The organism is Desulfitobacterium elongatum (assembly GCF_055378975.1).
The window spans coordinates 3901665-3926883 of record NZ_AP038772.1 but is presented as its reverse complement, the minus strand read 5'-3'; the positions used below and the strand labels follow the sequence as shown (position 1 = coordinate 3926883).

Sequence of the window (25219 nt, the reverse complement as noted above, 5' to 3'; positions counted from 1 at the left end):
GGTTGACATGGATAATTATACTTATACGAGGTAAAGCGCAGGTTATCACTTTGTAAACGTTTTGTAAGATATATAAGAATGAGCTAGTTAGTCTTTAAAAAGAAAGAAGTTACGCTTTGGTAATTTTGCTTCTCTTTTGAGACCTGCCACTCGCTCAGAAATTGTACTTGAAGTCCATGAGGTATTTGAATAAATGACTATCCCTGCTAGAGATAGGCTTAGGTCCTCAGCACCGTGTAAAGTTGCTATTCGTTCTTGGAAGCTGGAAAGAAGATTTTCCCCTAAGGATTTAACAGTGCTCTCATCAAGGATGATAATAAAATCATCTCCGCCTACATGCCCTACGAAGGCTTGGTCGTCAGCATTCAAAGATTCCTGAAGGAGAATTTCTCCCAGAAGTTTAATGATTAAGTCCCCATGCTGAAATCCATAGGCATCATTAAACAATTTAAACTGATTGAGGTCTGCGTAAATAATGCCGAAGGAATTTCCACTATTTAAACGCCGTTTGATTTCTTGTTCAATAGCATTATTTCCTGGCAAACCTGTTAATGGACTAGCTCCTCGGGCGATTTGAATCTGGGTTTCCGACATTGCTTTGATTAATGAAGCGACGCGGACTACCCCAACGGGTTTTTGCTGCCGGATAACGACGATTCCATCATAAAGTTGTCCATCTGTGCGTGCCATCGCCAAACTAGAGGCTACTTCGATAGGGGTGGTCTCCTCAATGAGAAGAGGATTTTTATCCATAAGCCAGGTAACAGGGCGTTCTGTATAGAGACTCACTCCATAGCGTGTGGCTAAAGAGGAGTAGAACTTATCCCTTTGGATTACCCCCAGGAGTCTTTCATGATAGGTGACTCCTACAAGCCAGATGTTGGGATGCTCTCTAAAATAAGTTTCCACGACTCCAATGGTAGTTTTGGGGTTAAAAAGTGGCAAGGCTTCCAGCAAGGGGAGAACGGTATTTTCCGAATCAAACTTAATTCTCCGTCGTGATTTTACAAGTTTAGAGATACCGTCATGTAAATCAGGACGCTCAAAAGAGGGTTTAGAAATAAAGTACCCTTGTACATAATCAACCCCAAGTTGGACTACGGTCTGCATCTCCTCTTCGGTCTCCACTCCTTCCGCAAGGATACGACATCCAATCCGGCGGGAGAAAGTCACAAAGGTTTCTAAGAGTGCCCATTTTGTAGGATTAATATGGATATCCTGAATGAGTGAGCGATCAATTTTCAAGAAATCAGGGTGCAACTCAGCAATCGACTGAAGCGAAGAATATCCTGCTCCAACATCATCTAAGGCGATAAGATATCCTTGTTTTCGGTAGTGCTCTAAGGCCTCGCGAAAGGTCTTGAAATTTTGAATTGCACTACGTTCCGTTAACTCTAAGACAACATCAGATGGGGTTAAGCCTTGGGCAGCAAGGAGTTTCCGAGTTTGCCCTGAGGAAAACTCCGGATCAGTCAGAACTTGAGGATCGACATTGAGAAAGAGAAACTCCTTAGACTGGAGAACTTTAGATGAGAGAGAAATTGCACTACGTCGACAAATAGTTTCAACGGGATAAAGTTTCCCGATTTTTTCGGAAAAGGGGAAAAGTTCTGCGATATTTGGAAAAGAAGTGGGTGGATCTAGTCGTGCCAAGGCTTCAAATCCGAAAAACTCCCCGCTTGTAACATCAAGGATCGGCTGAAATGCGGAACGAACATAGTGTTCAGGCTCTTCGAGAATTCGATTCACTTCTTCCCGTCTGGCAAAATACAAAGGATCGGGTTCTGACTTGTTAAGAAGGAAGGCCTCTTTTAATGCACCATAGAGCAGATAATCAACACTACGACCAGGTTGAGGCTTACATTGCACGAGTCCTGAGCGAAACCTAATCGTTTCATTTACAAATCCCTGGATTCTTCGATTAATCTGAAGTTCTAGGGGTGTGACGAATACGTTTGTGACTTCTGTAATATCCCAAGGGGTATTTCCCCCAGGGGCAAGATAAATAATAAAGTCGTCCCCTCCTTGATGTTCAAAGAGGTTTGCATGAAAGAGGGGAGAATGTCTTAGAAGGGTTTTCCTAATTTCATCTTCGATTTCCTTTAAAATTTGATTACAGATTTGATAACCTTGACGGAATTCCACTTCATGGAATTTAACAATATCTAAATACAAAATCCAAAGGGAATATCCGCTCTGGAGAAGCTGGCCGAGTTTTTCGTTTTGATAAGATGAGGTTCTAATCATATGTATGAATCCCTTCTAACTAAAACTGAGGACAGTGGGAGAACGTCTACTTAAGTCTTAAGGTTACCCCTGCCAACTCATTACGTACAAAATTGAGAAATCCTGCTGTACTTTGAATGGTAAGTGGGATGAGCACTTTAGCCGCTTCTGCATACATAATTTCGTTACTTCGTGCGTGAGTAGATACCTTCGGGTAAAGAGAAGCGGAAGCCTGAGCGTTGTGGTCAATCCATTGACTTGGATGAGTATAGTCAAGATAGAGTCCATTGTTTTCAATTGCAAATTCTTGCCAATGAGCTCCTGCCCATTTTTCGAATTCTTGATGTCCATCAAAGATAATTCCTTTGGAATGATGGGGTACACACATGTCTTGAATGATATGGAGCGCTGCACCTAAATAAAACATTCCCTTTAAAACATCTTGAGAGAAGTTGTTTATGGCTTGATTATAGTAATATTGAGCTTCGGCAGAAGCTCCAGGCCATGAGAGTGTATCCGGTTTATCAGGGTTTGCATAAAAGTGATAAACATTTTTCCAACCCCGATCAGCCCAGAAAAGTCCCTTGCGAATCCAAGAATGATAAGGCTGGAAAAACGTGCGTACATCTTCTTTTCCATCTTGCTCTAGCACTTTAAAGGCTTGGTCTAGACAGTGAACGTGGGTTGCACCCGGTGTATCTAAGAAATACTGTAGAGGAGACATAGGGACGAGAAGTAATTTTGTCAAACGAACAATCGATGAAGCTGCAATCTGATTCATGACAACACCTCTTTTTTCTACATATCTTTATAGAAAATTTTAGAGCAAGAAGGTCAACCCAAGATTAGGAATGCGTTAAGCTAAGCTAAAGTCTTGTAAAGTACAGATTAATTTTCGGGGCTTATTAAATCGCTTTTTTACATTAACTTAACGTAATCTTCATCATACATTAACAAGCATTCGTTATGATTAAAGTGCTTAAACCATAAAGGAGTAGATTTCACTGGAAGGTCAGGTGGATGATCTATGTCAAAGATATTGCTTGTTGAAGATGATCTTCTCATTCAAGAGCTCGTTACCTTCAATTTGGAACGTGAAGGATATACGGTGAAAATTGCAGGAGATGGTAAAAGTGGGTTAGAGATGGTTAGCTCGGAAATGCCGGATTTGATTCTCCTTGATGTCATGCTGCCCGAACTTGACGGTTATGAGGTATGTAAAGCGATTCGAGCGAATAAAGAGACTGCAAGTTTACCAATAATAATGTTAAGTGCGCGAGATGAGGTTGCTGATAAAGTAATCGGATTGGAACTGGGTGCGGATGACTATGTTACGAAGCCTTTTAGTACTCGAGAACTCGTAGCACGGGTAAAAGCCCGATTCCGGGAAGAAAAACGCAACGCTGCTCCTCCTAAACCGGTTTCAATTGTTTGGGGTGAACTGGAGATTTGGCCTGAAAATTATCTAGCGACACTTGCTGGGGAGAACGTATCCCTTACTGGAAAGGAATTTGATCTCCTTCACATTTTCCTAACACGCCCGAATCAAGTGTTTAGCCGAGAGTATCTCTTACAAAAGGTGTGGGGGTACCATGCGAGCGGCGATACGCGAACAGTAGATGTGCATATTAGCAACTTGAGAAGTAAACTTAAAACGTTAGGCCCAATCATTGAGTCAGTACGAGGGATTGGTTATCGCTTTGCATCAAGTCAAATGAAAAATTAACAAATCCTTTACGATGGATTCATTGTAGTTTTACAAAGGTTGTATATAATGCAAACTGTTGAAGAAATTCAACACCTTCCCGAAAAGTAAGGAACTAAAATGGTCTTAATTTAAGGAGGAAAAATTAATATGTTTAAAACCAAGTCTAAGATTACGCTCATTAGTACAGCTCTTGTCGCCTTACTCGCACTCACAGGTTGTGCACAGGGCGCGGCCCCAAAAACAACTGATAGTGCTAAAGCCCCAGCTGCCACCACAATCGACAAGAAAACAATTACTGCAGCTGGATCAACTGCTCTTCAACCGCTCGTTAAAGCCGCTGCCGATGAATTCATGAAGAAAAACACCGGAGTTCAGGTCAATATTAGTGGGGGTGGATCCTTCACAGGCCTTAACAATGCTGCGACTGGTGCGGTCGATATTGGAAACTCAGACGTTGAGGTGACTGATGAGTTAAAAGATAAAGGTTTAGTTGACCATCAAGTTGCTGTAGCTCCTTTCTTAATCATAGTAAACAAAGACGTAACGGTAGATTCCTTGACCAAAGCTCAAATGAAAGATATCTTCACCGGCAAAATCACAAACTGGAAAGATGTTGGTGGTAAAGATCAAAAGATTGCTATCATCGGTCGTGCGAAATCTTCCGGTTCACGTGCAACCATTAGCAAGACCGTAATGGACGGAGCTGACTTCACGGATGCAGCAACCGCTCAAGATTCCACAGGTAACCTTCTCACAGGTGTTGCTCAAACTCCAGGATCCATTGGTTACATTGATGCCGCTTATCTGAAAGATACCGTTAAAGCTCTGAAGCTAAATGGAGTTGCCTACAGTGCTGACGCAGTAATCAATGGTCAATATCCAATCTATGCTTACGAGCATATGTTCACCAAAGGTGAGCCTACTGGTACGGTTAAATTGTTCCTCGACTATATTATGAGTGCTGATTTCCAAAACAATAATGTGGAAAAAGCTGGATTCTTGCCTGTAAGCAAAATGAAAAAATAATTCTTGGTAAGACTAAGGGGGTAAAGGATTTGATCCTTTACCCCCTTAGTCTTTTTAATTTTATTTGTTCCTACTGATTTTCTTTACATAACCTTAACATTTGTTTAATGGTAATTTAACAGTAATAAGTTAAAGTAGAGTAAACACTGCATGTCCGAGGATGGTATGCTTTGAAATCCAATGGAGGTGGGGTTATTGCCTCGCAAGAGCTCTCTGGTTCACTTTAATGATCGACTCATGCGGTATCTTTTTGTCGCAAGCGCTGTACTTGTTTCCGTGGTCATCGTATCTATTTTATGGTTCGTAGGGAATCAGGGTTTAGCGACCTTCCATGAAGCAAGCTTCGTAGAATTCTTTACCAGCACACAGTGGAGTCCTGATACTGGGAAGTTCGGGGCGTTGACCTTTATTACTGGGTCTATAGCTACGACTTTGATTGCGATTCTTATTGGGGGTCCTTTGGGATTAGCGGGAGCCATTTTTCTTGCCAAAATCGCACCACCCGGGATTCGCAGTATTATGCGCCCGGCCACTGAGTTATTTGCTGGAATTCCCTCTGTTGTATACGGTTATGTAGGAATAACTGTCATCGTGGATATGATTCGTAAGGCGACAGGTTCCACTACAGGGTTCGGACTTTTAGCGAGCGGCGTTGTCCTATCCATTATGATTTTGCCGACTATCATCAGTATTACGGAAGATACTTTAAGAGCCTTGCCGGATACCTATGAAGAAGCTTCACTAGCCTTAGGCGCTACACGGTGGCAGACAATACGGCGAGTCCTTATTCCAGCCGCTGGACCGGGAATCCTTACGGCCATGATTTTGGCTATGGCTCGTGCAATTGGGGAGACTATGGCCGTCCAAATGGTCATCGGTAATTCCCCTCGCTTCCCAGATTCCTTGGTCAGTCCTACGTCCACTCTCACAAGTAACATCGTTATGGAAATGGGAAATACACCATTTGGTTCCACCTGGAATAACGCATTGTTTATGATGTCCCTTATTCTACTTGTGATCTCTCTTGTACTTATCATTTTAGTTCGTAGAGTTGCGAGAAGGGGGGCTGCTCAGTGAGTGCAAAACGTATGGATCGCTTGGCTACGGGGGTACTCTGGCTGTCGGCCTTGGCGATTATCGCGGTGCTTATTTGGTTTTTAGTCTATATTCTCGGACGAGGGCTACCTTATCTGAATCTAGAATTTTTAACTGGATCGGATGGAGTAGGAGCCCAACTTTTTAACTCATTTTATATTCTCTTCTTATCCTTACTCATCTCCTTACCGATTGGATTAGGAGCGGGGATTTACCTTGCGGAATATGCACCGAAAAATAAATTTACGGATTTAATTCGATTAAGTGTGGAGTGTTTGGCTTCTGTCCCCTCGATTGTCTTTGGTCTCTTCGGAATGATTATCTTTGTAAATATGCTTGGACTAGGGTTTACAATCCTAGGAGGAGCAGCTACTTTAGCCTTGCTTAATCTTCCGATACTTGTTCGAACCACAGAGGAATCTTTAACTGCCGTTTCCTCCAGTTATCGAGAGGCTAGTCTTGCACTTGGGGCAACAATGTGGCAAACTTTACGCAAAGTGGTTCTCCCTACTGCTCTGCCAGGACTTATTACAGGGATTACCCTTGTCGCTGGGCGTGCACTGGGTGAGACGGCGATTCTGATCTATACAGCTGGAATGAATGTATCACGATATCTTTTTGATACCGATCCAATGGCAGCCGGAGAGACTTTAGCGGTGCATCTCTTTGCAGTAAAGTCAAATCCCTTGCCCGGTACGAATGCGGATGCCATCGCTGATGGTACTGCAGCCTTGTTAATTATAATGGTGCTTATCTTTAACTTGTTACTTGCTTTGCCAAGTCGCTGGCTGCAAAAAAGGCTTATAGGTAAAAACTAATAAAGGAGATTAGCCATGAGGGATAAGATCGTTGTGGAAAACTTAGACCTGTTCTACGGCGAAAGTCAGGCCTTAAAGAATATAAACCTTAAAATGCCTGAAAAAAGTGTAACTGCATTAATCGGCCCATCAGGCTGTGGGAAATCTACTTATCTAAGAAGTTTGAATCGAATGCATGATCTATTGCCGAATGTTAAAATCTTAGGTAAGATTAAAATCGACGGCGAAGATATTTATGCGCCAGAAAGCGATGTTGTTCTGCTAAGGAAACGCGTTGGGATGGTATTCCAACGTCCTAATCCTTTTCCAAAATCAGTCTATGAAAATGTTGTCTACGGTCCGAGAATTCATGGAGAAACGAAGAAATCTAAGCTGGACGAGATCGCCGAAGCGAGTTTGCGCGGTGCTGTTTTGTGGGATGAGGTCAAGGATCGGTTGCATAAGAGTGCCCTGGGTCTGTCCGGTGGTCAACAACAACGTCTTTGTATCGCCCGACTTTTGGCGGTCGAACCTGAAGTGCTTCTCATGGACGAACCGACATCTGCGCTTGACCCTATTTCGACGATGAAGATTGAGGAATTGATTACTGAACTTAAGGACAAGTATACAATCGTTATCGTAACGCATAATATGCATCAGGCTTCAAGGGTTTCTGATCAGACCGCCTTTTTCCTGAGTGGGGAATTGGTTGAAGCGGATGAGACCGGGGTGTTGTTTACTCGACCAGCAGATCAGCGGACAGAGGATTACATTTCAGGGCGCTTCGGTTAATAAAAGGGGGCATTTCAGTGACTACGCGGCACTTATTTGACAAATCTTTAGAAGAATTGAATGAAAAAGTATTGCATTTAGGTAATTTGGTCAATTCTCGTATTGACGATGCGATAGTCTCATTATCCAAGCAAGACTTGGAGCTAGCCAATCAGGTTATTACAGGGGATTTACACATCAATGAGCTTCAGTCAGAGCTTGAAGAGAGTTGCATGCTTTTAATCGCTACCCAACAGCCCTTTGCAAAGGATTTACGCAAAATTGTTGCAGCCTTCAAAATCTCTATCAATCTTGAACGTATAGGGGATTTAGCAGTCGATATCGCTAAACAAACCATTCGCACTGGAGATGAAGGGCTACTTAAGCCTTTGGTCGATCTCCCAAGGATGGCTGAAATAGTACGTGCAATGGTGATAAAAGGTATTGAAGCGAGTAAGTCTGAGGATGTAGAAGCTGCTCGAGTAATGGCGAAGATGGATGATGATGTGGATCACCTGTATAATCAGGTCTTCCGCGAATTGCTCATTTTCATGATGGAAGATCCTAGAACTATTAATCAGGCGACTCATCTGATTTTCGTAGGACGATTCCTCGAGCGTATGGGGGATTATTGTACAAATATCGCTGAAGAAGTGGTCTACGTAGTAACTGGAAAACGGTCGGATCTTAATTAATAGGAAGTTTGACAGATAAGTACAAGAGAGCTACTTGAACCCCGAAACCATAGGGGGGAGTAGCTCTCTTTTTATTTGAGAAATTAAAATTCAGTTTACGAAAACGTAATGAGGATTTAACAATGGTATTGTAATATTCCTAGAGAGAGATGATTTGTCAAAATATGAAGGCAAGTAAGTAGTTTAGAGTTTGAAAGGGAGGGTATTTATGACAGAAAAGGAAGAGCAAATAGTAAAAGCTATTTGGGGATCTTCTGTTTCCGAGTGTACAAAACTTTGTGCTATAGAGCATGCTCAAAATGCTTCTAACCCAAATGACTCTCTAAGAAGGGGTAGAATCTTGTTACTGAACAAAACACAAAAGCGAGTTTCCTAAGATTATTAGGGCTCGCTTTTCGTATTTAATAGATACCATTAATCTCTGAAATGACCCGAAAAAGTCAGAGAGAGGGGAATATATAAATGTATAGCATCACTTACGGAGAAGTTTCTTTTGAGGAAATGTACAGGCTAATTAGAGCTTATACATCACAGGGTGACAATGTTAGATATGAACTTGCAGTCGGGACAGATAGCCAGAATTTTTCCTATACCAAGGTTCCTGTAACTATTGGTGTTCATAAAATTGTAAATAATGTTGGACGAGGGGGAATTTTCTTTTCAGAGATTAAAAAGGTTAAAAAAATTACAAACACGAAGCAAAAAGTTTTGTTTGAAACGAACCTTAGCTTGGAGTACGCTAAGAAATTACAAAATAGGTTTGCTAAGGATGGTATTCTTTGCGATATAGCTATTCATGTTGATGCTGGATATAATGGCCCGACGTCCCAATTTGTTGACGAAATTAGCGGATGGGTTAAGTCATGTGGCTTTCTTTGTCAGATCAAACCGGAATCCTATATGGCATCAAGTGTGGCGAACAGATTATCAAAGTGATGTCGACTTAAGTCCATTAAGAAAGAGAACCCAAACGTAAACCTTAGGAGGAAAAGGAAAGTGAAAAGGTGGAGCAATTTTCTGGAGAACAAAGCTAAATAACTACGATTAAGGAGATTCTACAATTCAAATTAATGATATGGGGGGTAAAATTTGAAGAAGGTTTTTGTGCTTGATACGAGTGTCTTGCTCCATGACCCAAAAGCTATTTTTCGTTTTGAGGATAATGAGGTTGTAATCCCTTATGCTGTATTAGAAGAACTAGAAAACAAAAAGAGATTTCTCGATAATGTCGGCCGATTAGCACGTCAGGCGATACGTTTTTTGGATCAACTTAGAGAAAGTGGTCAACTATCTCATGGGGTGTGCCTCCCTAATGAGGGGATCCTTAGGATAGAGCTCAATCATTGTTCAGGAGACGCACTACCGTTGTTTTCAGACATCTCGTTAGCTGATAATCGTATTTTGGCTGTTACGCTTAATTTGGCACGTGAAGATGAGCGTCCAGTTATTCTAGTTACGAAAGATATTGCAATGCGAGTAAAAGCCGACGCATTGTCCGTAACGACTCAGGACTATTATAACGATAAGGTTAGCCTTGTTTCTTCAATGGATGAAGTTATTTTGATGGAACTGAAAGATGTTGAAGTGGACGTACTTTACCAGAAAGGTCAGATCAATTTAAAAGAGCCTGTATTACCGAATAGCTGTGTCAAAGGACTTTTGAGCGATCAAAGTGAAATTCCGCTTATTTCCTCTGTAGACGGAACAAAAGTAATGAATCTGCATAGTTACAATAAAAACTATTGGGGTATTGTACCTAAAAACATTGAGCAGACATGGGCGTTGGGGATACTCAGCAATCCAGAGATAAAATTAGTCAATTTAATGGGGCCAGCAGGAACAGGTAAAACCTTGATTGCTTTGGCTAGTGCCCTGGAACAAACAATCCACCAAGAACTTTATACGCGAATTCTTTGCGCCCGTCCTGTAATTCCTTTGGGTAAAGACATAGGCTATCTTCCTGGAGAGAAAGAAGATAAAGTGCGGCCTTATATGCAGCCTATTTATGATAATCTTGAGTTTTTATTACGACCCAAAATGGACAAGCTGCGGGATAAAGACAGTGAGTATTTAGTAGATAGTGCAGTTGATATGCTTAAAAAGAAAAGGCAGCTTGAGATTGAAGTTCTTACCTATATTCGAGGACGGAGTATTGCCAATCAGTTTATTATTATCGATGAGGCTCAGAATCTTAATGCTCATGAAATTAAAACAATTATCACACGTGCCGGAGAGGGTACTAAAATTGTTTTGTGCGGCGACCCTGACCAAATCGATCATCCATATTTGGATAAAGAAAGCAACGGGTTGGCTTATGTCGCCTCTCGACTCAAAGGACAGTCTTTTTATGGCCAAGTATGGTTAGTTAAAGGGGAACGGAGTGAACTCGCAGCCCGGACTGCTGAATTACTCTGAAAATTAGCTATAGTTATATGTTACTTACATTGGAGGTTAAATAAATGAGCCGAATTAACAAGTTGAAATCATATAGAGAAAGAGTTATGAGTCAATTAACTATAGATACAGAAAATCGAGCCAAATGGTTAGCTGAATTAGTGGATATTGATGACGAATTAGAGGTACTATCGGGAGTCTTGGAAAATGAAGATAGTAGTGTCAAATGAATTAGAGATAGTGGACAAGTTAAAGGCTCAGATTGCTTCTGGGAAGTATAGCGCCCACGACAAACTCCCCTCTGAAAACGACATTGCAGATCAATACAATGTGCCAAGGATTACTGCAAGGAAAGCTTATGAGAGGCTTGAAGAACTGGGTTACATCTACAAGCTACAAGGAAAAGGAAGCTATGTAAGAGACAGGTGCAAGCAAATTGAGCTTGTCCTATCAGGAGATGTGAGCTTTAGTCAAAAAATGACCGAAAAAGGTTATGACTTTCAGTCGACGAATGTTTTTTGCAAGGAAATTCAATTTAATGATAAAATATATAACTTTTTGGAAACTAGAGATGGTGATCGTATATTTAAAGTTGGAAGGTTAAGGTTTATTGATCGTCAACCGATTGCACTTCATATCTCCTATGTTGCCCAATCCGTGTTTCATGACATCGATATCGTGGGTAGAGATATTACTTCCATGTTCAGCTATTACCACAGTAAAGGTTATACAGAATTTGGCTCCAAGCCCAGCTGCTTAAGCATTACCTTTCCAACGAAGAATCAAAGAAAGTTGCTGGAGTGTACGCAATTAACACCTCTTCTTGTATTGGAATCAGGTTGTATGGATGAAAAAAGTGGAAGAGTTCTAGAATATACAAAGATTTTCTATCGAAGTGATTGTTTTTCATCCTATATTCTATCTTAGGAAATTAATTTTTGAGTATTACAAGTGGAGCTACGGTGAACCGTAGCCTCTTTTTTTTACACAATCTTAACTGAGTTTTTACATCGGCTGACTTGGCAACAAGTTAAGATAATTCTGTAGGGAACTTGACGCAAAGGAAGGTCAATGATGAAAAGAAAACAAAGAACTGAGATATTACTTAAAAGTCCTCAAGGACTAGCAGAAAAATTAGGACAAGAAATACTCATGAAATATTCGGTTAAGAGCATCGAAGAGCCTAATAATGGTTTAGTTATGGTCAAAGTAAGGGAAACAGCTAAACGGCAACTGTTCTATCTGGGGGAAGTCTTTATCACAGAATGTAAAGTAATGATCAATGGGCACTTGGGAATTGGGATGGTAAAGGGACATGAACCTGAGCTTGCTTACAATCTGGCAGTTATTGATGCGGCCTATAATGCGGACCTTCAGGAGACAAAAAAATGGAAAAAGACATTATTGCATGAGGAGTACGAAATTCAACAGAATGAGGAAGCTTTGAGTAATAAAATTCTCAAGACAAAAGTGAATTTCGAGACGATGGATGTTTAAGTAAGTTCACTATGATGATGTATAAAGCAAAGGGGTAAATAGGATGAGTTTAGATTTAGTTCATAATATCCAAGCAGCGTACAGAAAGACGGTGAATGCGATTTCTAGGCCAGGACTAATCTGCAATATCAAAGATCAGGCAGATAAGGTTGATGTGGAGATTGGATGCCTAAATCCAACAGTTGTATTAGCTTTGATGCTGCTTGATACGGAAGTAACGTTTAAAGTTATCTCTAAAAGTGAAGCTGAGGTTACTCAATTTATGAGCTTGACCTATGCTAAAGCGACAGAAACCGAAAGGGCTGATTTTGTTTTTATTTTAAAGGATGCAAATGCAGAAGATGTTGAGAAGGCATTAAGAGCAGCCTATCCAGGGAATCTGGTGGATCCTCATAAATCAGCCACAATTATTATTGAAGTGGACTCTCTTAATAACGAGAAGGATATGATTTTGACGGGCCCAGGGATTGAGAAGGAAAACTATATCAAAGTAAAAACAGCGTTTAACTGGGAAAAACTAAGGACTGAAAAGAACTTCGAATATCCCTTGGGGGTTGATTTTATCTTTATCGATTCAGAGGGCAATCTGATGTGCCTTCCGAGAACAACACGAATAATGAAACAGGAGATTATGTAGATGGGATATGTTGCAGTAAAAGGCGGTACGGCTGCTATAGAAGAGTCGATAAAACGATTAACTTATGAGCGTTTAAAAAAGGGAGAAGTACTGGATTGCCATAAGATAGAAGCTGGTATGCGTTGTCTAATCGATCAGGTTATGTCAGAGGGCAGTCTTTATAATGAGAACCTTGCTGCACTTACGATTAAACAGGCTGAAGGCAGTCCTGAGGAAGCGGTATTCTTAATGAGAGCTTATCGTTCGACTATCCCGCGTAAGCATTATACGAGGACAGTCGAATCGGTTGATATGCGGGTAGAACGAAGAATCTCCGCTAGCTTTAAAGACATTCCTGGTGGTCAAATATTAGGGGCTAACTATGATTATCGACATCGATTAATTGATTTTGATTTAAATGACGAAACGGATGAAGAGGCTCTTAAGTGGTTGCAGGAGTTTAACCAGGAAAGTGAACTGAACCCTGAAAGTACTGACTTGGCTAATTTGCCCAAAGTCCTTGATTACTTGCGTGCCGAAGGTCTGATCTCATTCTATGAAGATGATGATAGTGAACCATACGATGTGACAAAAGAGAGTATACAGTTTCCAACTAACCGAAGTGCAAGGTTACAAATCTTAACGAGGGGTCAGACGGGAGCGGTTACTTCATTAGGGTATGCTGTTCAGCGGAGTTATGGAGCGATACACCCAACAGTCGGAGAATTACGAATAGGGAGTCTCCCTATCTATGTGGATAATCCTTTTAATGAAACGAATGAAGATGAGGATTCTTATTATATTGGTGAGATAAAGGTTACTGAGGTTGAAACCTTATTCCCCTCTGATGCTCAAACTCAAGATGGAGGCAAAGAGATTGAATTTGGCATTGGTTATGGAATGTGTTATGGACAAAATGAAACCAAAGCTATTGCCATGAGTATCCTGGACCGTTGTCTAGAGGTTGGTCATTCAGAGTATCCAAGCCACGATGAGGAATTTGTCCTTTTGCATATTGACTCCGTCGAATCCACAGGATTCATTTCGCACTTAAAATTACCGCACTATGTGACGTTCCAGTCTGAATTGGATTGTGTTCGTAAGTCTAAAAAAGGGTGTCAAGTAGAATAATCGGGAAGCCAGTGAGGAGTGAATTGATGAAAATAGACTATAATTTTGCATTTTTTGATGAAGGATCTAAGCGTGAGATTAGAAGAGCTACATTAAAAGCAATAGCTATACCTGGTTACCAGGTGTCCTTTGCTTCTAGAGAAATGCCGATCGCTAGAGGATGGGGAACTGGGGGATTACAACTTACACTCTCCTTAGTGGGTAAGGAGGATGTCCTAAAAGTTATCGACCAAGGATCAGATGAGTCCGTGAATGCGGTCAATATTAAAAAGCTCATTACGAAAACAACGGGTATAGAAGTTACTCATGAGACGGTTGAAGCAACAATTATCCAATCGAGACATAGAATTCCTGAAGTTGCACTCCAAGAAGATCAGATTCTAGTTCTTCAGGTCCCTTTGCCGGAACCCTTGAGATATTACGAGCCCAGTGAATACGAAACGAAGAAGCTACACTCAGAGCAAGAATACAGTGGCGCCTGGTTAGTTCTATTTGAGCAAATTATGAATTACGGGAGTATGGCAACCGCTGCTGATCATCCTGTCATGGTTCATGATCGTTATGTCATGGCACCCAGTCCCATCCCGAGATTTGACAATTCTAAACTCTCCTTTTCCCATGCTCTGACTCTGTTCGGGGCAGGTCGTGAAAAGAAAGTATATGCCGTTCCTCCTTATACACGAGTTGTCTCGCTAGCCTTTGAGGATTATCCTTTCGAGGCAGAGAATTTTCAGGGTAAGTCATGCAGATTGTGTGGTGCAACAGGAGTATACCTGGATGAAATACTAGACGATGTATCTGGGAAAACAAATTACCAGTGTAATGATACGTGCTATTGTCTACAGAGAATGAATCAAAAATCGATATGATTGAGGTATAGAAAATGGTCAATTTTGAACAGCCTGTCTTAACTGTGAAGAACTTAACCAAGCAGTATGGAGATGGATGTCTTCATTGCAATTGTATAGACGGAAAGAGCATAATCAGAAATTATTGTTTTGTTTGTGGAACGGTATATGCCTGCCAAGATGTCAGCTTTGATGTCTATGAAGGAGAGATTTTGGGTGTCGTCGGAGAAAGCGGGAGTGGAAAATCTACCTTGATGCAATGCCTGTATTTCGATCAGGAGGTAACCCGGGGAGAGGTATATATCCGTTCCTATAAACAGGGGGAAAAGAATTTGTTCGAAGAATCATCTCAGCAAAAACGGTACATCAGAAATCATATGATGGGAAAAGTTTATCAAAATCCGATAATGGGCTTAAAGATGAATTTTTCCTCCGTTGGAAATATTGCTGAGAAACTCATTGCCGCGGGCAATCGACATGTTGGACAGATGGAAGCAAGAGGGACGGAACTCCTCGAACAGGTTAATATTCCGGTTTATCGGATGAAAGAAGCGCCAAAAAACTTCTCGGGGGGGATGCAACAGAGGGTTCAGATTGCCAAAGCCTTATCCAACAATCCTCCGCTCCTCCTCCTCGATGAAGTGACCACAGGGTTGGATTTATCGGTTCAAGCCAACGTATTAGACTTGATCAAAAAAATACAAAGAGAATTGAATGTCAGCATGATCGTTGTTTCCCATGACTTGGGAGTGATTAGAATGCTGGCCGATCGAACGATAGTTATGCTGGATGGCAGAATCGTGGAGCATGGGTTGACTGATCAGATCCTGGAAGATCCACAGCATGCTTATACACAAGAGTTGGTTCATTCGCTGCTTTAAAAACCTCATGAGGACTTTAAACTTGACCTAGTCGAAATGAATAAATTGATTGCATCAATCCAGGAAGCAGACTTACTGAATATCGAAACCATCGATTCTGGATTTCCGGTTATCACATTGGAATTCATCAGAGGGAAATTAATCCAAAAGCCTAATTAAAAGTATTAATGCAGAAGGTGGGATGAACGATTGACTAAACTACTTGGAAAAGAACCATTGATTCATGAGAACTGTCAATTGCTTCACGTTGAATTCGGCGAGTATACAGAGGTAGGAATCCATAATTACTATGAAAATGTTAAGTTAGGTGATTTTTCTTATACCGGTCAGTTTTGTTTTGTTCAGAATGCCTTGATAGGTAAGTTCTCGAATATTGCTCCTATGGTAAGGATCGGTCCTACAGACCATCCCATGTCAAGGCCGACGCTGCACCACTTTACTTACCGCAAAAGAATGTATGGATTTGACACGAAAGATGATGAAGAGTTTTTTAGCTGGAGAGCGGAGCAAAAAGTTTATATCGGTCATGACACGTGGATAGGGCATGGGGCAATCATCATGCCTGGAGTGACAATTGGTAACGGTGCGATTGTTGGCAGTGGAGCGATTGTCACCCGGGATGTTGATCCTTACTCCATTGTGGTTGGAGTACCAGCGCTGCCAATCAAGACAAGGTTTCCTGATGATGTCGTTCATAAGCTCGAAGAGATCCGATGGTGGGATTGGTCTTACGATCTAATTAAAGAGCGAGTCGATGATTTTTCGCTGCCAATAGATGAATTCCTAGCCAAGTATTATAAAGCAGGTGAATAAATGGAAGAGATATTAACGATCGAGCACTTATCGAAATCCTTTACGCTACATGATCTAGATAAACAGATTGAAGCACTCGACGATATTACGATTGTCTTAAAAAAAGGGGAATTTGTCGGGATAACTGGGAAAAGCGGGAGTGGAAAATCAACTGTCTTTAAATGCATCTATCGAACTTATGTGCCTCAAAAAGGAGATATCTGGTATAACTCTAAAAAGTTTGGACCAATCAACTTAACAGAGGCTTCGGAAAGACAAATCATTGATCTGAGAAAGCACGAGATTGGCTATGTATCACAATTCTTGAATGTCATGCCTAGGACAACTGTACGCGAACTCGTCATACAGGCAGTCATCGAGATGGGAAATGAGCAGGATTATGCTGAATGGGAAGCAGAAAAAATGCTTGATCATTTTGAACTTGATAAAGAATTATGGGACAGCTATCCGGCGACATTTTCAGGAGGGGAAAAACTACGCCTGAATATTGCTCGGGCGATGGTTAAGCATCCTCGATTGCTACTACTTGATGAGCCGACTGCGAGTTTAGATTATTCCTCTAAGCTAAGAGTAAGAGAACTAATCGAACAATTAATCCAAGAAGGAACGACGATGCTGGGTATTTTTCATGATATCGAGTTTATGGAAAACCTTTGTACCCGGGAGTATATCATGAGAGAGGGCAGATTAGTTCACGCTTGATGTCCTATGTTAAGTTATTCTTTAGCATTCTTTAGTCTAAGCTTACAGACGTTTAATATATAGATAATCCTTATGTTGTATGATCTATATGAAATAACCACATTGCTCCCAGGATAAAGGAAGGTATCTTAAGTTTCCGTTATACCAAGGGTTCAATGAAACTATAAAGTTAAGCATTCTAATTAACTGAGAGGAGAAATTTTAAGATGAAGAAGGTTTCCTTGTTTGTACTCGTCATGCTTTTAATTGTATCCCTTGCTACAGGTTGTTCTGCAGTAGCTAGTGGAGACAAAGAAGGGGATACCATCAAGTTCGTTTGGTATCCTAATGAATCAGGAGAAGATATGAAAGTGGCTCGAGATGAAATTGGCAAAATAATTGAACAGGCAACAGGTAAAAAGGTTGAGCACCAATTAACAACGGATTATACGATAGCAATTGAATCAATCGCTAACGGCAATGCTCATCTCGCTTTCCCAGGAGCCCAAGGATATATTGAAGCACATAATAAAAACAAGAACGTTCTTCCCTTATTCGTTAACAGTGGCGCATCAGGGACCTTACAGGATGCAGTTTATCATAGCTGGTTAAATGTCAAAAAAGGGAATGAGGATCAGTACAAATCGGGTAGTGCTTATTCTTTAGATAACATAGCAGGAAAAAAATTCTCCTTCGTTTCTACTAGCTCTACTTCAGGTTTCAAAGTGCCCTCATCAGGACTTGTATCCTACTTCTCTAAAAAGGATCAATGGAAGAACCTGAAGCAGGAGGATTTACTAGAAGGGGGTAGGGGAAAATTCTTCAGTCAAGTGCAATATGGAGGGTCCCACCAAGGGTCGGCAGTGAATCTATTGACAGATAAGGTCGATGTGGCTGCTTTCAGCGATGTCAACTTAGCAAACTATGTAGAACTTGCTGAAGGAAAAGCGAATACTCCAGGTGCGGTCTACAAAATTAGAAAGGATGCTGCCGAACCTTTTAATAAGCTTCCAGGTGCAGAATTCGTGGTTATCTCAGTAACCCCTGTTTTAAATGCTCCTTTTATTATGAACTCTGACGTACTGAGCGAAAAAAGTAGAGATGCCATTATACAAGCATTCACCTCTGAAGAAGTTGCTAAGAACCCCAAGATTTTTATACCTAAAGATTCCAAAGACAAAGGAATGTTCAAAGCTCCAGAGCGCTTTCTTAAAGTAGATGATGCATGGTTCAATCCAATCCGAGAGCTATCAAAATAAGCGATTGAGTTAGTATAGAGGAAACTTACTTCAGGTTGAGTTTTAAAGCTACAGTCCTTATCAGGATTGGGGATAAGAGTAGAGGGCGTTAGTCATAAACCCAATTCATTCAATTGAAATTTGGGCTAGGTATTGGCGACGCCCTCGCTAATTTTGGGGTAAGGGAGTTAAATAATGGCGTTATTAGAATTAAAAAACGTCTCGAAGGACTATAACGGTCAGGTACCCGCATTAAGAGAAGTCAGTTTCTCAGTTGACGAAGGGGAGTTCGTATCCATTATCGGACCTTCTGGGGCGGGTAAGTCCACTCTTCTCCGTTGCATTAACAGAATGATAGAGCCCACTCAGGGTGAGATCTTCTTTGATGGTGTTAATACCATAAAGGCTACCAAAAAAGATTTGAGAAGGCTTAGAGCAAGAATTGGCATGATTTTTCAGCATTATAACTTGGTCGATCGATTGACCGTGGTCGAAAATGTCCTGCATGGTAGACTGGGTTATAAGTCGACGCTTGCGGGTATCTTCGGCAAGTACAGTAAAGAGGAGCAAAGCCAGGCTTTGAGGATGTTAGAGATATTGGGTCTAAGTGATCAGGTGTACAAACGATGTGATCAATTAAGTGGGGGTCAAAAACAGCGAGTCGGCATTGCCAGAGCTTTAGTTCAAAATCCTAAGATGATTCTATGCGATGAACCCATTGCATCTTTAGACCCGAATGCTTCTAAGGTGATTATGGACCACCTGAGAAATATTTGTGCGGAGATGGGAATCACAGTGATCGTTAATTTGCATCAAGTCAATGTAGCACTCCAGTATTCAGATAGAATTATCGGGATCAATCAGGGAAAGGTTGTTTTCGACGGATCACCTGGACATTTGAATCCTGAGAAGATTCAGGAAATCTATGGTTCAGAATCTAAAGATCTGATGATTGATCTGGGTGGAAGAAATGCAGGTTAAGATTTTTGAGAAAAGAAGAAAGGATAGCCTGATTTTTTTCATTCTATTACTTTTACTAAGCTTAGTATCTATCATTATTACTGAGTATGATGTTGTTAAGGGCTTTACGAGTATAGGTAAGGCTGTTGCATGGGGGAGTTCTAATTTTTACCCTGATGCCAAAGCGATGATGAAGCTCCCTGAAATTTTAGCTAAATTGCAGGAAACGGTTCTCATGTCGATTGCTTCAACAATGGTCGCAGCAGTGTTCGCTATTGTGATGGCCTTGCTGGGCTCCAGTACAACGAGGATAAATAATTTTCTGAGTATGATGAGTAGAGCAATAGCGTCTATCTTTCGTAACATTCCTGTCGTTTCTTGGGGTATGGTTTTGGTTATAGCTTTCGGGCAGAGTTCACTTACAGGATATTTTGCCCTGTTTTTTATTTCTCTCGGATTTCTGACACGAGCCTTTATGGAAACGATTGATGAAGTAGGCAGTTCTTCAGTTGAAGCCTTGAAAGCTACTGGTGCTGATTATTTCCATATTGTTTTTCAAGCAGTTCTTCCTGCCAGCATGCCTCAGATCATCAGTTGGCTATTGTATAATATTGAGACTAATATCCGTCACGCTACCTTGATTGGAATTCTAACAGGTACAGGAATCGGGTTCTCCTTTGAGTTGTATTATAAGAGCTTGAATTACCATGCAGCAAGTCTGGTTGTGATCGTGATCGTCATTACGGTTTTATTCATCGAATATCTCTCGAATTACATTAGAAAGGTGGTCTTATGATCCAAGTGGAAGAATCAATTACTGGTTTGCCCCATAAAAGCATTGAAGGGTTAAAGCGTCGTGAGCTTCTAAGCCAGAGTAAACCCTTTAATAAGTCTTCTTTTGCGATCCAAATGACGCTGCTCGGCTTAACCTTGTTGACAATCCATGCCTTTTTTGTCTTCGACTATAAAGATATAAATATTTTCCAAAGTACAATTGAAACCTTGATGAACTTCAAAGTCATGTTTTTCGAACCCCAGTTTAATCACTTTACTTTGGGAGAAGCGCTGTTTCAGGTTGCTGTAACCTTGGGGCTATCCTTCTTAACAACACTGATTGGAGCAATTCTTGCGTTGTTTATAGGGCTACTCGCTGCAGAAAATCTGTCTTCTCATCTGATTTCTAAATGCATCAGAGGGCTTGTTGCCTACGTCCGCGCGGTTCCAACTGTTTTATGGGTTCTTATTTTTGCTGTGGCAGCAGGGCTTGGTAGTGTCGCAGCGGTAATTGGGATGAGTTTTCACTCTTTTGGTTACTTAATTAAAGCATATTCCGAGTCTTTTGAAGAAATAGACAGAGGTGTTATTGAAGCTTTAAAGGCGAGTGGCGCTAATTGGTGGCAAATTGTTTTTCAGGCAGTTATTCCATCTTCTTTAACCTATCTGTTATCCTGGACCTTCCTAAGGTTTGAAATTAATTTCGGAGTCGCAGTCGCCATTGGGGCCGCAGCCGGAGCAGGTGGAATTGGGTTTGAGTTGTTTATGGCAAGTGGCCATTATTTTGATCTTCGGGAAGTGGGGTTAATCACCTATCTTATTCTAGCTATTGCGATTGTATTAGAAGCCGTTTCCACGAACATGAAACAGAGGCTCCAGGTCAAAGGATAATCATAGATACTCTATTCAATAAAAACTAGGCATTTTAAAATCTTTTACTATAAAGGAGCAGAGAAATGAAAACAAAAAAGATTTGTATTTATAATGCAAATGTTGTTTTGCCGGAAAGAGTGGTCAAAGGCTATATTCTTATTGAGGGGAATAAAATTTCAGAGGTCATCGAGGGGAGTTTTCCCAAAATAGACTTTCATCCAGACAATTCCATGATTGACGCTAAAGGAGCATATGTCATGCCAGGGATGATTGATATGCACAGCGATGCGATCGAGAAAGAAATCCAACCCAGACCCAATAGCTTATTCCCTACCTCAATGGCCTTCCAAGAGCTTGATAAGAAGCTTCCCGGAAGTGGCATCACGACCATGTACCATTCCCTTTCTTTGAGCGATGATTGGGGAGTTCGGAAAACTGACATGGTATTGGGGATAATAGATACTATTAGCAGATTGAAAAGAACACGATCAAGAATAAATCATAAGATTCACCTTAGATATGAGATTGTTTACCGTGAAGGAATGAGTACCTTGGAGACTTTGATTCGGGAGCAAAGAATCGATTTTATGTCTTATATGGACCACACTCCGGGACAGGGGCAGTTTAAGGATGCTGAAGCGCTTAAGAATTTTACGATCCAATCGTATGGAAGAAAAGCGGAAGAAATTGATACCTTTCTGGACAATAATAAAGATTATCAAACCAAGATCGATTGGCCAAAGCTGGTTAGTTTGGCCAAGCTTGCAAAATCAAAAGGGATTGGATTAGCATCTCATGATGATGACACTAAAGAGAAAATCGAAACACTCTTTGAATGTGAAGGTGTTGTAAGTGAATTCCCAATCAATTTGGAGACAGCCATTTACGCTAGATTCAAAGGGTTTCATGTTTGCGTGGGGGCTCCCAATGTTGTTCGCGGGAAGTCTCATAGCAATAATATGAGGGCAATCGATGCCATAAAACATCAGGCTGCTGATATCATCTGCTCTGATTACCTGCCGAGCGCAATGCTTCCGGCTCTATTTAGTTTAACTAAGGAAGGCGTAAAACTTACTGAAGCGGTCAACATGGTAACTCTAAATCCAGCTAAGGCTTTGGGAATTGATAAGGAAGTAGGAACTATAGAAGCTGGGAAATATGCTGACTTAATCATCGTTGAACAACATGAGGATTATCCCGTCGTACGGAAAACCTTAGTGAGTGGAAAGGTCGTCTATCAATCGGATTTCTCAGTATTGAATTCCGAAAGAGTTGAGAATGTTGGTTGAATAGACAAAGCTCTTTTAATGAAATTTGAGCTGTAGGGACTATGTTTTGAGATTGAGGGTGGCTAAGATAATCGATTTACATGTACACACCAAGATATCAGATAATTCACTAACTGCTGAGGAAGTTATAAAATCAGCAAAAGAAAAGGGAGTTACCTGCCTTGCCATCACAGATCATGATACGACTAAAGGTTTAAGAGAAGCGATTGATTACGGAAATAAATCAGGTGTAGGGATTATACCAGGGATCGAGATATCAGCTTATGACTATAAGAGAAATAAAAGAGCACATATTCTAGGTCTGTACATTGAGCCAGAGCATCCCGCTTTGGATTATCTCTGTGCATCCTTGACGGAAAGCAGAAACCAGGCATCCCGTGAAATGGTTTTAAGGTTATTTGCCGCCGGATATGAGATAACTTGGGAAGAGGTTCAGAAGTATGCAGAAGGGGGAAATGGTGTTTATAAACAACACATCATGCATGCTTTATTGGACAACGGCTATTGTGAGAGCATTTACTGTGATCTCTACAAGGAGCTTTTTCGAAGAGGTAGCGGTAATGAACCCCAAGGGCTCGCTCATATTCCCCTAGAATATATTGATGCTAGGGCAGCGATTCGAGTCGTAAGAGAAGCAGGGGGTATAGCTGTGCTTGCTCATCCCGGCCAACTGAACAATTATGACGCGATTGATGAATGGGTTGAGTTAGGACTTGAAGGGATTGAAGTATTTCACCCGAGTCATAGTAAAGAAGATATAAGAATGTCCTTGAAATATGCACAAAAATACAACCTCGTAATAACCGGTGGTTCTGATTTCCACGGGTTTTATGGAGAAATTCCGGTCGAATTAGGATGCAGGGAACTAGAAGTAGAATGCATTCAGAAGTTACTCATAAGAAAAAAGAATAGAAATTAACCAAAATACAGCTATAAAAGTATAGATCATGATAGGAGTATCGTTATGGAAGCAAGTTATTTAGATTATGTCAAACAAGTTGAATACCTACTAAGCGAGAAAACAATCAGGGAAATTACCAATCAAGTAAAGACTCTGGGAAAGTTTAAAAAGAACAACGTGGGGGAATGGGAACCTATTAAGTATGAAGGCTATACTCTTATTACCACAACTTTTTTAGATGATCAAGAAAACGTCAGTTGTTATAGAATAATTAATGATGCGCGAGAAACTTTATTAAACGAGGTGAGTCTTCCTCAATTCGTTCCCGCGCCTGCTTCGGCATTCCATATGACGATAGCTCGGTTGATATCTGATGATATTTATGAAACACGGCTAAAGAATACTCGCGATGAGGAATTTTTTCTGGCTCTACATGAAGTATTCGATAAAATCGCTCGTTTAGGGCCTTTGAAATTTGAGATAAAGGGCCTTTCTATTTTTCCCCAAGGGGTTGTAGCTGCCATGGTATCTCCTGTCACAGATGGGGATTATCAGCGTCTGCAATCATTAAGGGATTCCATATATAGTGATAAGGTAGTAACAGAACTGGGGGTTGACAGAAAACGCGGTTTTAATGGACATATTTCACTACTCTATCTTGAGGAAGAGCTCTCTGGAGAAGATAGGGAAATTCTAGCTGAGGCAGTAATAGGTATTAACAAACGATTCTTCCAAACCCCGCTGACGTTTTATATTACTCGAGCTGAGGTTAGGAAGTTTAATAACTTCTTGAGATTTTATCGTGAGAACAGTTGGCCGGTCTATGTGCTCTAGGGCTGCTTTATATATAGAAGGGTTATGTGATAATGAATCATGAAGAAAGAGGAATGTACGATCTCGCGTATACTTTAGTAAAATCTGCAGGCCACGAATTGAAACAGGCACGGAGTCAGTCTGTGATCCAAGTAAGAGAAAAAACTTCCCAGATGGACTTGGTCACAGAACAGGATGTTTTGATCGAAAAATTTCTGGTTAAGGAAATTCTTGAAAGATACCCGTCACATGGAATTTTAGCCGAAGAAAGTCATTCGACGGGAGTCTATTATGGAGTAGGTTATGGCGGGGTAGAACATACAGAATTAGGAATAGATACCATAAACTGCAATAGGGAAGCTTACACTTGGATCATTGATCCCATTGATGGTACCATCAATTATTATCGTTTGGGTAAGGATTATGCAATTTCGCTCGCTTTATATAAGAATCAGAGTCCAGTTTTTGGCTTAGTCTATGACGTGGCCAAAGATGTCATGTATAGCGGGAGACATGAGGAAGGTGCTTCAAGCAATGAATCAGGTTTAGATATCCAGTCAGTAGGTCACGAGAGCTTGAGCAAAGCAATAGTCGCTATGAGTTTAAGAACGATGAGAGAATTTACAGGTGTTGGAATGGATGTTTTAGGGATGCTATCTAAGGTGCAGGCGCACAGATATATGGGTTGTGCATCCCTTGAATTATGTAAGGTTGCCAATGGAGAATATGATTTGTTCATCTCCTCGAATGTTCATGAATGGGATGTGGCAGCTGCTCGGGTTTTTATAGAACAACGTGGGGGGATTTTTCTCAGTCGAAAGAAAGATAATAACAGCTATCTTACTAGCAAGCTTTTGGTCGTTGCCTTTCGATCGCCATTAATATGGGAGGAAGCCTTGGAGTATTTCCCCCAAGGTTTAAAACTTGGGTTCGCAAGTTAAATAACGCTTTAAGCAATAAACCGGCCCACAGGGCCGGTTTATTGGCTGAAAAAAGAAAACCGCCTTATTTACAGGCGGGTTTGATGGCGAGGACAAAATTGTCCTCATCTATATAAAAAAGTAGGAGGAAGAATGGCGTTATTAGTACTTTAACATAAATTTATTAAGTCAAAAGGCGAAATACGTAAGATTTATGTTAAAAATACTTATTTGTGTAACTTGTATTCAGAGAAGAAAAAAATTACTGTAAC

Annotated in this window: 28 protein-coding genes; 26 read left to right on the top strand and 2 right to left on the bottom strand. The window is 40.9% G+C overall.

Annotated elements, in window-relative coordinates; genetic code table 11:
- Positions 1-87 precede the first annotated feature (87 nt).
- Both ACZ42W_RS18620 and ACZ42W_RS18615 read right to left on the bottom strand, forming a co-directional pair.
- Positions 88-2247, bottom strand: a complete 2160-nt coding sequence (locus ACZ42W_RS18620) for an EAL domain-containing protein (protein ID WP_464166759.1) — start codon at positions 2245-2247, stop codon at positions 88-90.
- Positions 2248-2293: 46 nt separating this feature from the next.
- Positions 2294-3007 carry a zinc dependent phospholipase C family protein gene (locus tag ACZ42W_RS18615; protein WP_464166758.1) on the bottom strand — a complete coding sequence of 238 codons (714 nt, stop codon included), beginning with the start codon at positions 3005-3007 and terminating at the stop codon, positions 2294-2296.
- 246 nt (positions 3008-3253) lie between these two features.
- Here ACZ42W_RS18615 and ACZ42W_RS18610 point away from each other — a divergent pair, with 246 nt between their 5' ends.
- The 26 genes from ACZ42W_RS18610 (at position 3254) to ACZ42W_RS18485 (ending at position 24968) form a co-directional block, all read left to right on the top strand.
- Complete coding sequence (locus ACZ42W_RS18610; RefSeq protein ID WP_464166757.1) at positions 3254-3952, top strand: response regulator transcription factor; 699 nt, start codon at positions 3254-3256, stop codon at positions 3950-3952.
- Between the two features lie 129 nt (positions 3953-4081).
- Complete coding sequence (locus ACZ42W_RS18605; RefSeq protein ID WP_464166756.1) at positions 4082-4960, top strand: phosphate ABC transporter substrate-binding protein; 879 nt, start codon at positions 4082-4084, stop codon at positions 4958-4960.
- A gap of 180 nt (positions 4961-5140) precedes the next feature.
- A complete protein-coding gene (gene pstC / locus ACZ42W_RS18600) occupies positions 5141-6037 on the top strand; it encodes a phosphate ABC transporter permease subunit PstC (RefSeq protein WP_464166755.1) in 897 nt (298 codons plus the stop codon).
- Positions 6034-6873, top strand: coding sequence for a phosphate ABC transporter permease PstA (gene pstA, locus ACZ42W_RS18595; protein WP_464166754.1), 840 nt, complete (start codon positions 6034-6036; stop codon positions 6871-6873). The genes pstC and pstA overlap by 4 nt, the downstream gene beginning before the upstream one ends.
- A 15-nt stretch (positions 6874-6888) precedes the next feature.
- A complete protein-coding gene (gene pstB / locus ACZ42W_RS18590) occupies positions 6889-7644 on the top strand; it encodes a phosphate ABC transporter ATP-binding protein PstB (RefSeq protein WP_464166753.1) in 756 nt (251 codons plus the stop codon).
- A gap of 17 nt (positions 7645-7661) precedes the next feature.
- Positions 7662-8318, top strand: a complete 657-nt coding sequence (phoU, locus tag ACZ42W_RS18585) for a phosphate signaling complex protein PhoU (RefSeq protein ID WP_464166752.1) — start codon at positions 7662-7664, stop codon at positions 8316-8318.
- Positions 8319-8526: 208 nt separating this feature from the next.
- Positions 8527-8694, top strand: coding sequence for a hypothetical protein (locus tag ACZ42W_RS18580; RefSeq protein ID WP_464166751.1), 168 nt, complete (start codon positions 8527-8529; stop codon positions 8692-8694).
- A gap of 86 nt (positions 8695-8780) precedes the next feature.
- Entirely contained in the window at positions 8781-9254 is a 474-nt protein-coding gene (locus ACZ42W_RS18575; RefSeq protein WP_464166750.1) for a ribonuclease H-like YkuK family protein, read from the top strand.
- A 153-nt stretch (positions 9255-9407) separates the two neighbouring features.
- Complete coding sequence (locus tag ACZ42W_RS18570) at positions 9408-10733, top strand: PhoH family protein (RefSeq protein WP_464166749.1); 1326 nt, start codon at positions 9408-9410, stop codon at positions 10731-10733.
- Between the two features lie 44 nt (positions 10734-10777).
- On the top strand, positions 10778-10942 hold the full coding sequence (locus ACZ42W_RS18565; protein ID WP_464166748.1) for a hypothetical protein: 165 nt from the start codon (positions 10778-10780) through the stop codon (positions 10940-10942).
- On the top strand, positions 10920-11639 hold the full coding sequence (locus ACZ42W_RS18560) for a GntR family transcriptional regulator (protein ID WP_464166747.1): 720 nt from the start codon (positions 10920-10922) through the stop codon (positions 11637-11639). The genes ACZ42W_RS18565 and ACZ42W_RS18560 overlap by 23 nt, the downstream gene beginning before the upstream one ends.
- Positions 11640-11783: 144 nt before the next feature.
- Entirely contained in the window at positions 11784-12209 is a 426-nt protein-coding gene (phnG, locus tag ACZ42W_RS18555) for a phosphonate C-P lyase system protein PhnG (RefSeq protein WP_464166746.1), read from the top strand.
- Positions 12210-12252: 43 nt separating this feature from the next.
- The gene (gene phnH / locus ACZ42W_RS18550; RefSeq protein ID WP_464166745.1) at positions 12253-12846 is read left to right on the top strand and encodes a phosphonate C-P lyase system protein PhnH; all 594 of its coding nucleotides are present in this window, start codon (positions 12253-12255) and stop codon (positions 12844-12846) included.
- Entirely contained in the window at positions 12847-13956 is a 1110-nt protein-coding gene (locus ACZ42W_RS18545) for a carbon-phosphorus lyase complex subunit PhnI (protein WP_464166744.1), read from the top strand.
- 26 nt (positions 13957-13982) lie between these two features.
- Entirely contained in the window at positions 13983-14825 is an 843-nt protein-coding gene (locus ACZ42W_RS18540) for an alpha-D-ribose 1-methylphosphonate 5-phosphate C-P-lyase PhnJ (RefSeq protein WP_464166743.1), read from the top strand.
- 14 nt (positions 14826-14839) lie between these two features.
- Entirely contained in the window at positions 14840-15685 is an 846-nt protein-coding gene (locus tag ACZ42W_RS18535; RefSeq protein WP_464166742.1) for an ATP-binding cassette domain-containing protein, read from the top strand.
- A gap of 189 nt (positions 15686-15874) precedes the next feature.
- Positions 15875-16498 carry a DapH/DapD/GlmU-related protein gene (locus ACZ42W_RS18530; RefSeq protein WP_464166741.1) on the top strand — a complete coding sequence of 208 codons (624 nt, stop codon included), beginning with the start codon at positions 15875-15877 and terminating at the stop codon, positions 16496-16498.
- The gene (locus tag ACZ42W_RS18525; RefSeq protein WP_464166740.1) at positions 16499-17200 is read left to right on the top strand and encodes a phosphonate C-P lyase system protein PhnL; all 702 of its coding nucleotides are present in this window, start codon (positions 16499-16501) and stop codon (positions 17198-17200) included.
- A gap of 206 nt (positions 17201-17406) precedes the next feature.
- The gene (locus tag ACZ42W_RS18520) at positions 17407-18438 is read left to right on the top strand and encodes a PhnD/SsuA/transferrin family substrate-binding protein (RefSeq protein WP_464166739.1); all 1032 of its coding nucleotides are present in this window, start codon (positions 17407-17409) and stop codon (positions 18436-18438) included.
- Between the two features lie 174 nt (positions 18439-18612).
- Positions 18613-19398, top strand: a complete 786-nt coding sequence (phnC, locus tag ACZ42W_RS18515) for a phosphonate ABC transporter ATP-binding protein (protein ID WP_464166738.1) — start codon at positions 18613-18615, stop codon at positions 19396-19398.
- The gene (locus ACZ42W_RS18510) at positions 19388-20173 is read left to right on the top strand and encodes a PhnE/PtxC family ABC transporter permease (RefSeq protein ID WP_464166737.1); all 786 of its coding nucleotides are present in this window, start codon (positions 19388-19390) and stop codon (positions 20171-20173) included. The genes phnC and ACZ42W_RS18510 overlap by 11 nt, the downstream gene beginning before the upstream one ends.
- On the top strand, positions 20170-21042 hold the full coding sequence (locus ACZ42W_RS18505; RefSeq protein WP_464166736.1) for a PhnE/PtxC family ABC transporter permease: 873 nt from the start codon (positions 20170-20172) through the stop codon (positions 21040-21042). The genes ACZ42W_RS18510 and ACZ42W_RS18505 overlap by 4 nt, the downstream gene beginning before the upstream one ends.
- A 65-nt stretch (positions 21043-21107) precedes the next feature.
- Positions 21108-22313, top strand: coding sequence for an alpha-D-ribose 1-methylphosphonate 5-triphosphate diphosphatase (locus tag ACZ42W_RS18500; RefSeq protein ID WP_464166735.1), 1206 nt, complete (start codon positions 21108-21110; stop codon positions 22311-22313).
- A 58-nt stretch (positions 22314-22371) separates the two neighbouring features.
- Positions 22372-23232: a PHP domain-containing protein gene (locus ACZ42W_RS18495; protein ID WP_464166734.1), complete on the top strand. Its 861-nt coding sequence runs from the start codon at positions 22372-22374 to the stop codon at positions 23230-23232.
- 45 nt (positions 23233-23277) lie between these two features.
- Positions 23278-24048 carry a hypothetical protein gene (locus ACZ42W_RS18490; RefSeq protein ID WP_464166733.1) on the top strand — a complete coding sequence of 257 codons (771 nt, stop codon included), beginning with the start codon at positions 23278-23280 and terminating at the stop codon, positions 24046-24048.
- Between the two features lie 32 nt (positions 24049-24080).
- A complete protein-coding gene (locus ACZ42W_RS18485) occupies positions 24081-24968 on the top strand; it encodes an inositol monophosphatase family protein (protein ID WP_464166732.1) in 888 nt (295 codons plus the stop codon).
- Positions 24969-25219: the final 251 nt, after the last annotated feature.

What these genes read in the sequence shown, in the direction of transcription:
- ACZ42W_RS18540 (WP_464166743.1), top strand. Translation starts at nt 13,983, where the DNA reads ATGAAAATAGACTATAATTTTGCATTTTTTGATGAAGGATCTAAGCGT.
- ACZ42W_RS18605 (WP_464166756.1), top strand. Translation starts at nt 4,082, where the DNA reads ATGTTTAAAACCAAGTCTAAGATTACGCTCATTAGTACAGCTCTTGTC.
- ACZ42W_RS18615 (WP_464166758.1), bottom strand. Translation starts at nt 3,007, where the DNA reads ATGAATCAGATTGCAGCTTCATCGATTGTTCGTTTGACAAAATTACTT.
- ACZ42W_RS18620 (WP_464166759.1), bottom strand. Translation starts at nt 2,247, where the DNA reads ATGATTAGAACCTCATCTTATCAAAACGAAAAACTCGGCCAGCTTCTC.
- ACZ42W_RS18525 (WP_464166740.1), top strand. Translation starts at nt 16,499, where the DNA reads ATGGAAGAGATATTAACGATCGAGCACTTATCGAAATCCTTTACGCTA.
- phnH (WP_464166745.1), top strand. Translation starts at nt 12,253, where the DNA reads ATGAGTTTAGATTTAGTTCATAATATCCAAGCAGCGTACAGAAAGACG.
- ACZ42W_RS18580 (WP_464166751.1), top strand. Translation starts at nt 8,527, where the DNA reads ATGACAGAAAAGGAAGAGCAAATAGTAAAAGCTATTTGGGGATCTTCT.
- ACZ42W_RS18575 (WP_464166750.1), top strand. Translation starts at nt 8,781, where the DNA reads ATGTATAGCATCACTTACGGAGAAGTTTCTTTTGAGGAAATGTACAGG.
- phnC (WP_464166738.1), top strand. Translation starts at nt 18,613, where the DNA reads ATGGCGTTATTAGAATTAAAAAACGTCTCGAAGGACTATAACGGTCAG.
- ACZ42W_RS18510 (WP_464166737.1), top strand. Translation starts at nt 19,388, where the DNA reads ATGCAGGTTAAGATTTTTGAGAAAAGAAGAAAGGATAGCCTGATTTTT.
- ACZ42W_RS18565 (WP_464166748.1), top strand. Translation starts at nt 10,778, where the DNA reads ATGAGCCGAATTAACAAGTTGAAATCATATAGAGAAAGAGTTATGAGT.
- pstC (WP_464166755.1), top strand. Translation starts at nt 5,141, where the DNA reads ATGGAGGTGGGGTTATTGCCTCGCAAGAGCTCTCTGGTTCACTTTAAT.
- pstB (WP_464166753.1), top strand. Translation starts at nt 6,889, where the DNA reads ATGAGGGATAAGATCGTTGTGGAAAACTTAGACCTGTTCTACGGCGAA.
- ACZ42W_RS18500 (WP_464166735.1), top strand. Translation starts at nt 21,108, where the DNA reads ATGAAAACAAAAAAGATTTGTATTTATAATGCAAATGTTGTTTTGCCG.
- ACZ42W_RS18490 (WP_464166733.1), top strand. Translation starts at nt 23,278, where the DNA reads ATGGAAGCAAGTTATTTAGATTATGTCAAACAAGTTGAATACCTACTA.
- ACZ42W_RS18560 (WP_464166747.1), top strand. Translation starts at nt 10,920, where the DNA reads ATGAAGATAGTAGTGTCAAATGAATTAGAGATAGTGGACAAGTTAAAG.
- ACZ42W_RS18535 (WP_464166742.1), top strand. Translation starts at nt 14,840, where the DNA reads ATGGTCAATTTTGAACAGCCTGTCTTAACTGTGAAGAACTTAACCAAG.
- ACZ42W_RS18545 (WP_464166744.1), top strand. Translation starts at nt 12,847, where the DNA reads ATGGGATATGTTGCAGTAAAAGGCGGTACGGCTGCTATAGAAGAGTCG.
- ACZ42W_RS18520 (WP_464166739.1), top strand. Translation starts at nt 17,407, where the DNA reads ATGAAGAAGGTTTCCTTGTTTGTACTCGTCATGCTTTTAATTGTATCC.
- phnG (WP_464166746.1), top strand. Translation starts at nt 11,784, where the DNA reads ATGATGAAAAGAAAACAAAGAACTGAGATATTACTTAAAAGTCCTCAA.
- ACZ42W_RS18505 (WP_464166736.1), top strand. Translation starts at nt 20,170, where the DNA reads ATGATCCAAGTGGAAGAATCAATTACTGGTTTGCCCCATAAAAGCATT.
- ACZ42W_RS18610 (WP_464166757.1), top strand. Translation starts at nt 3,254, where the DNA reads ATGTCAAAGATATTGCTTGTTGAAGATGATCTTCTCATTCAAGAGCTC.
- ACZ42W_RS18485 (WP_464166732.1), top strand. Translation starts at nt 24,081, where the DNA reads ATGAATCATGAAGAAAGAGGAATGTACGATCTCGCGTATACTTTAGTA.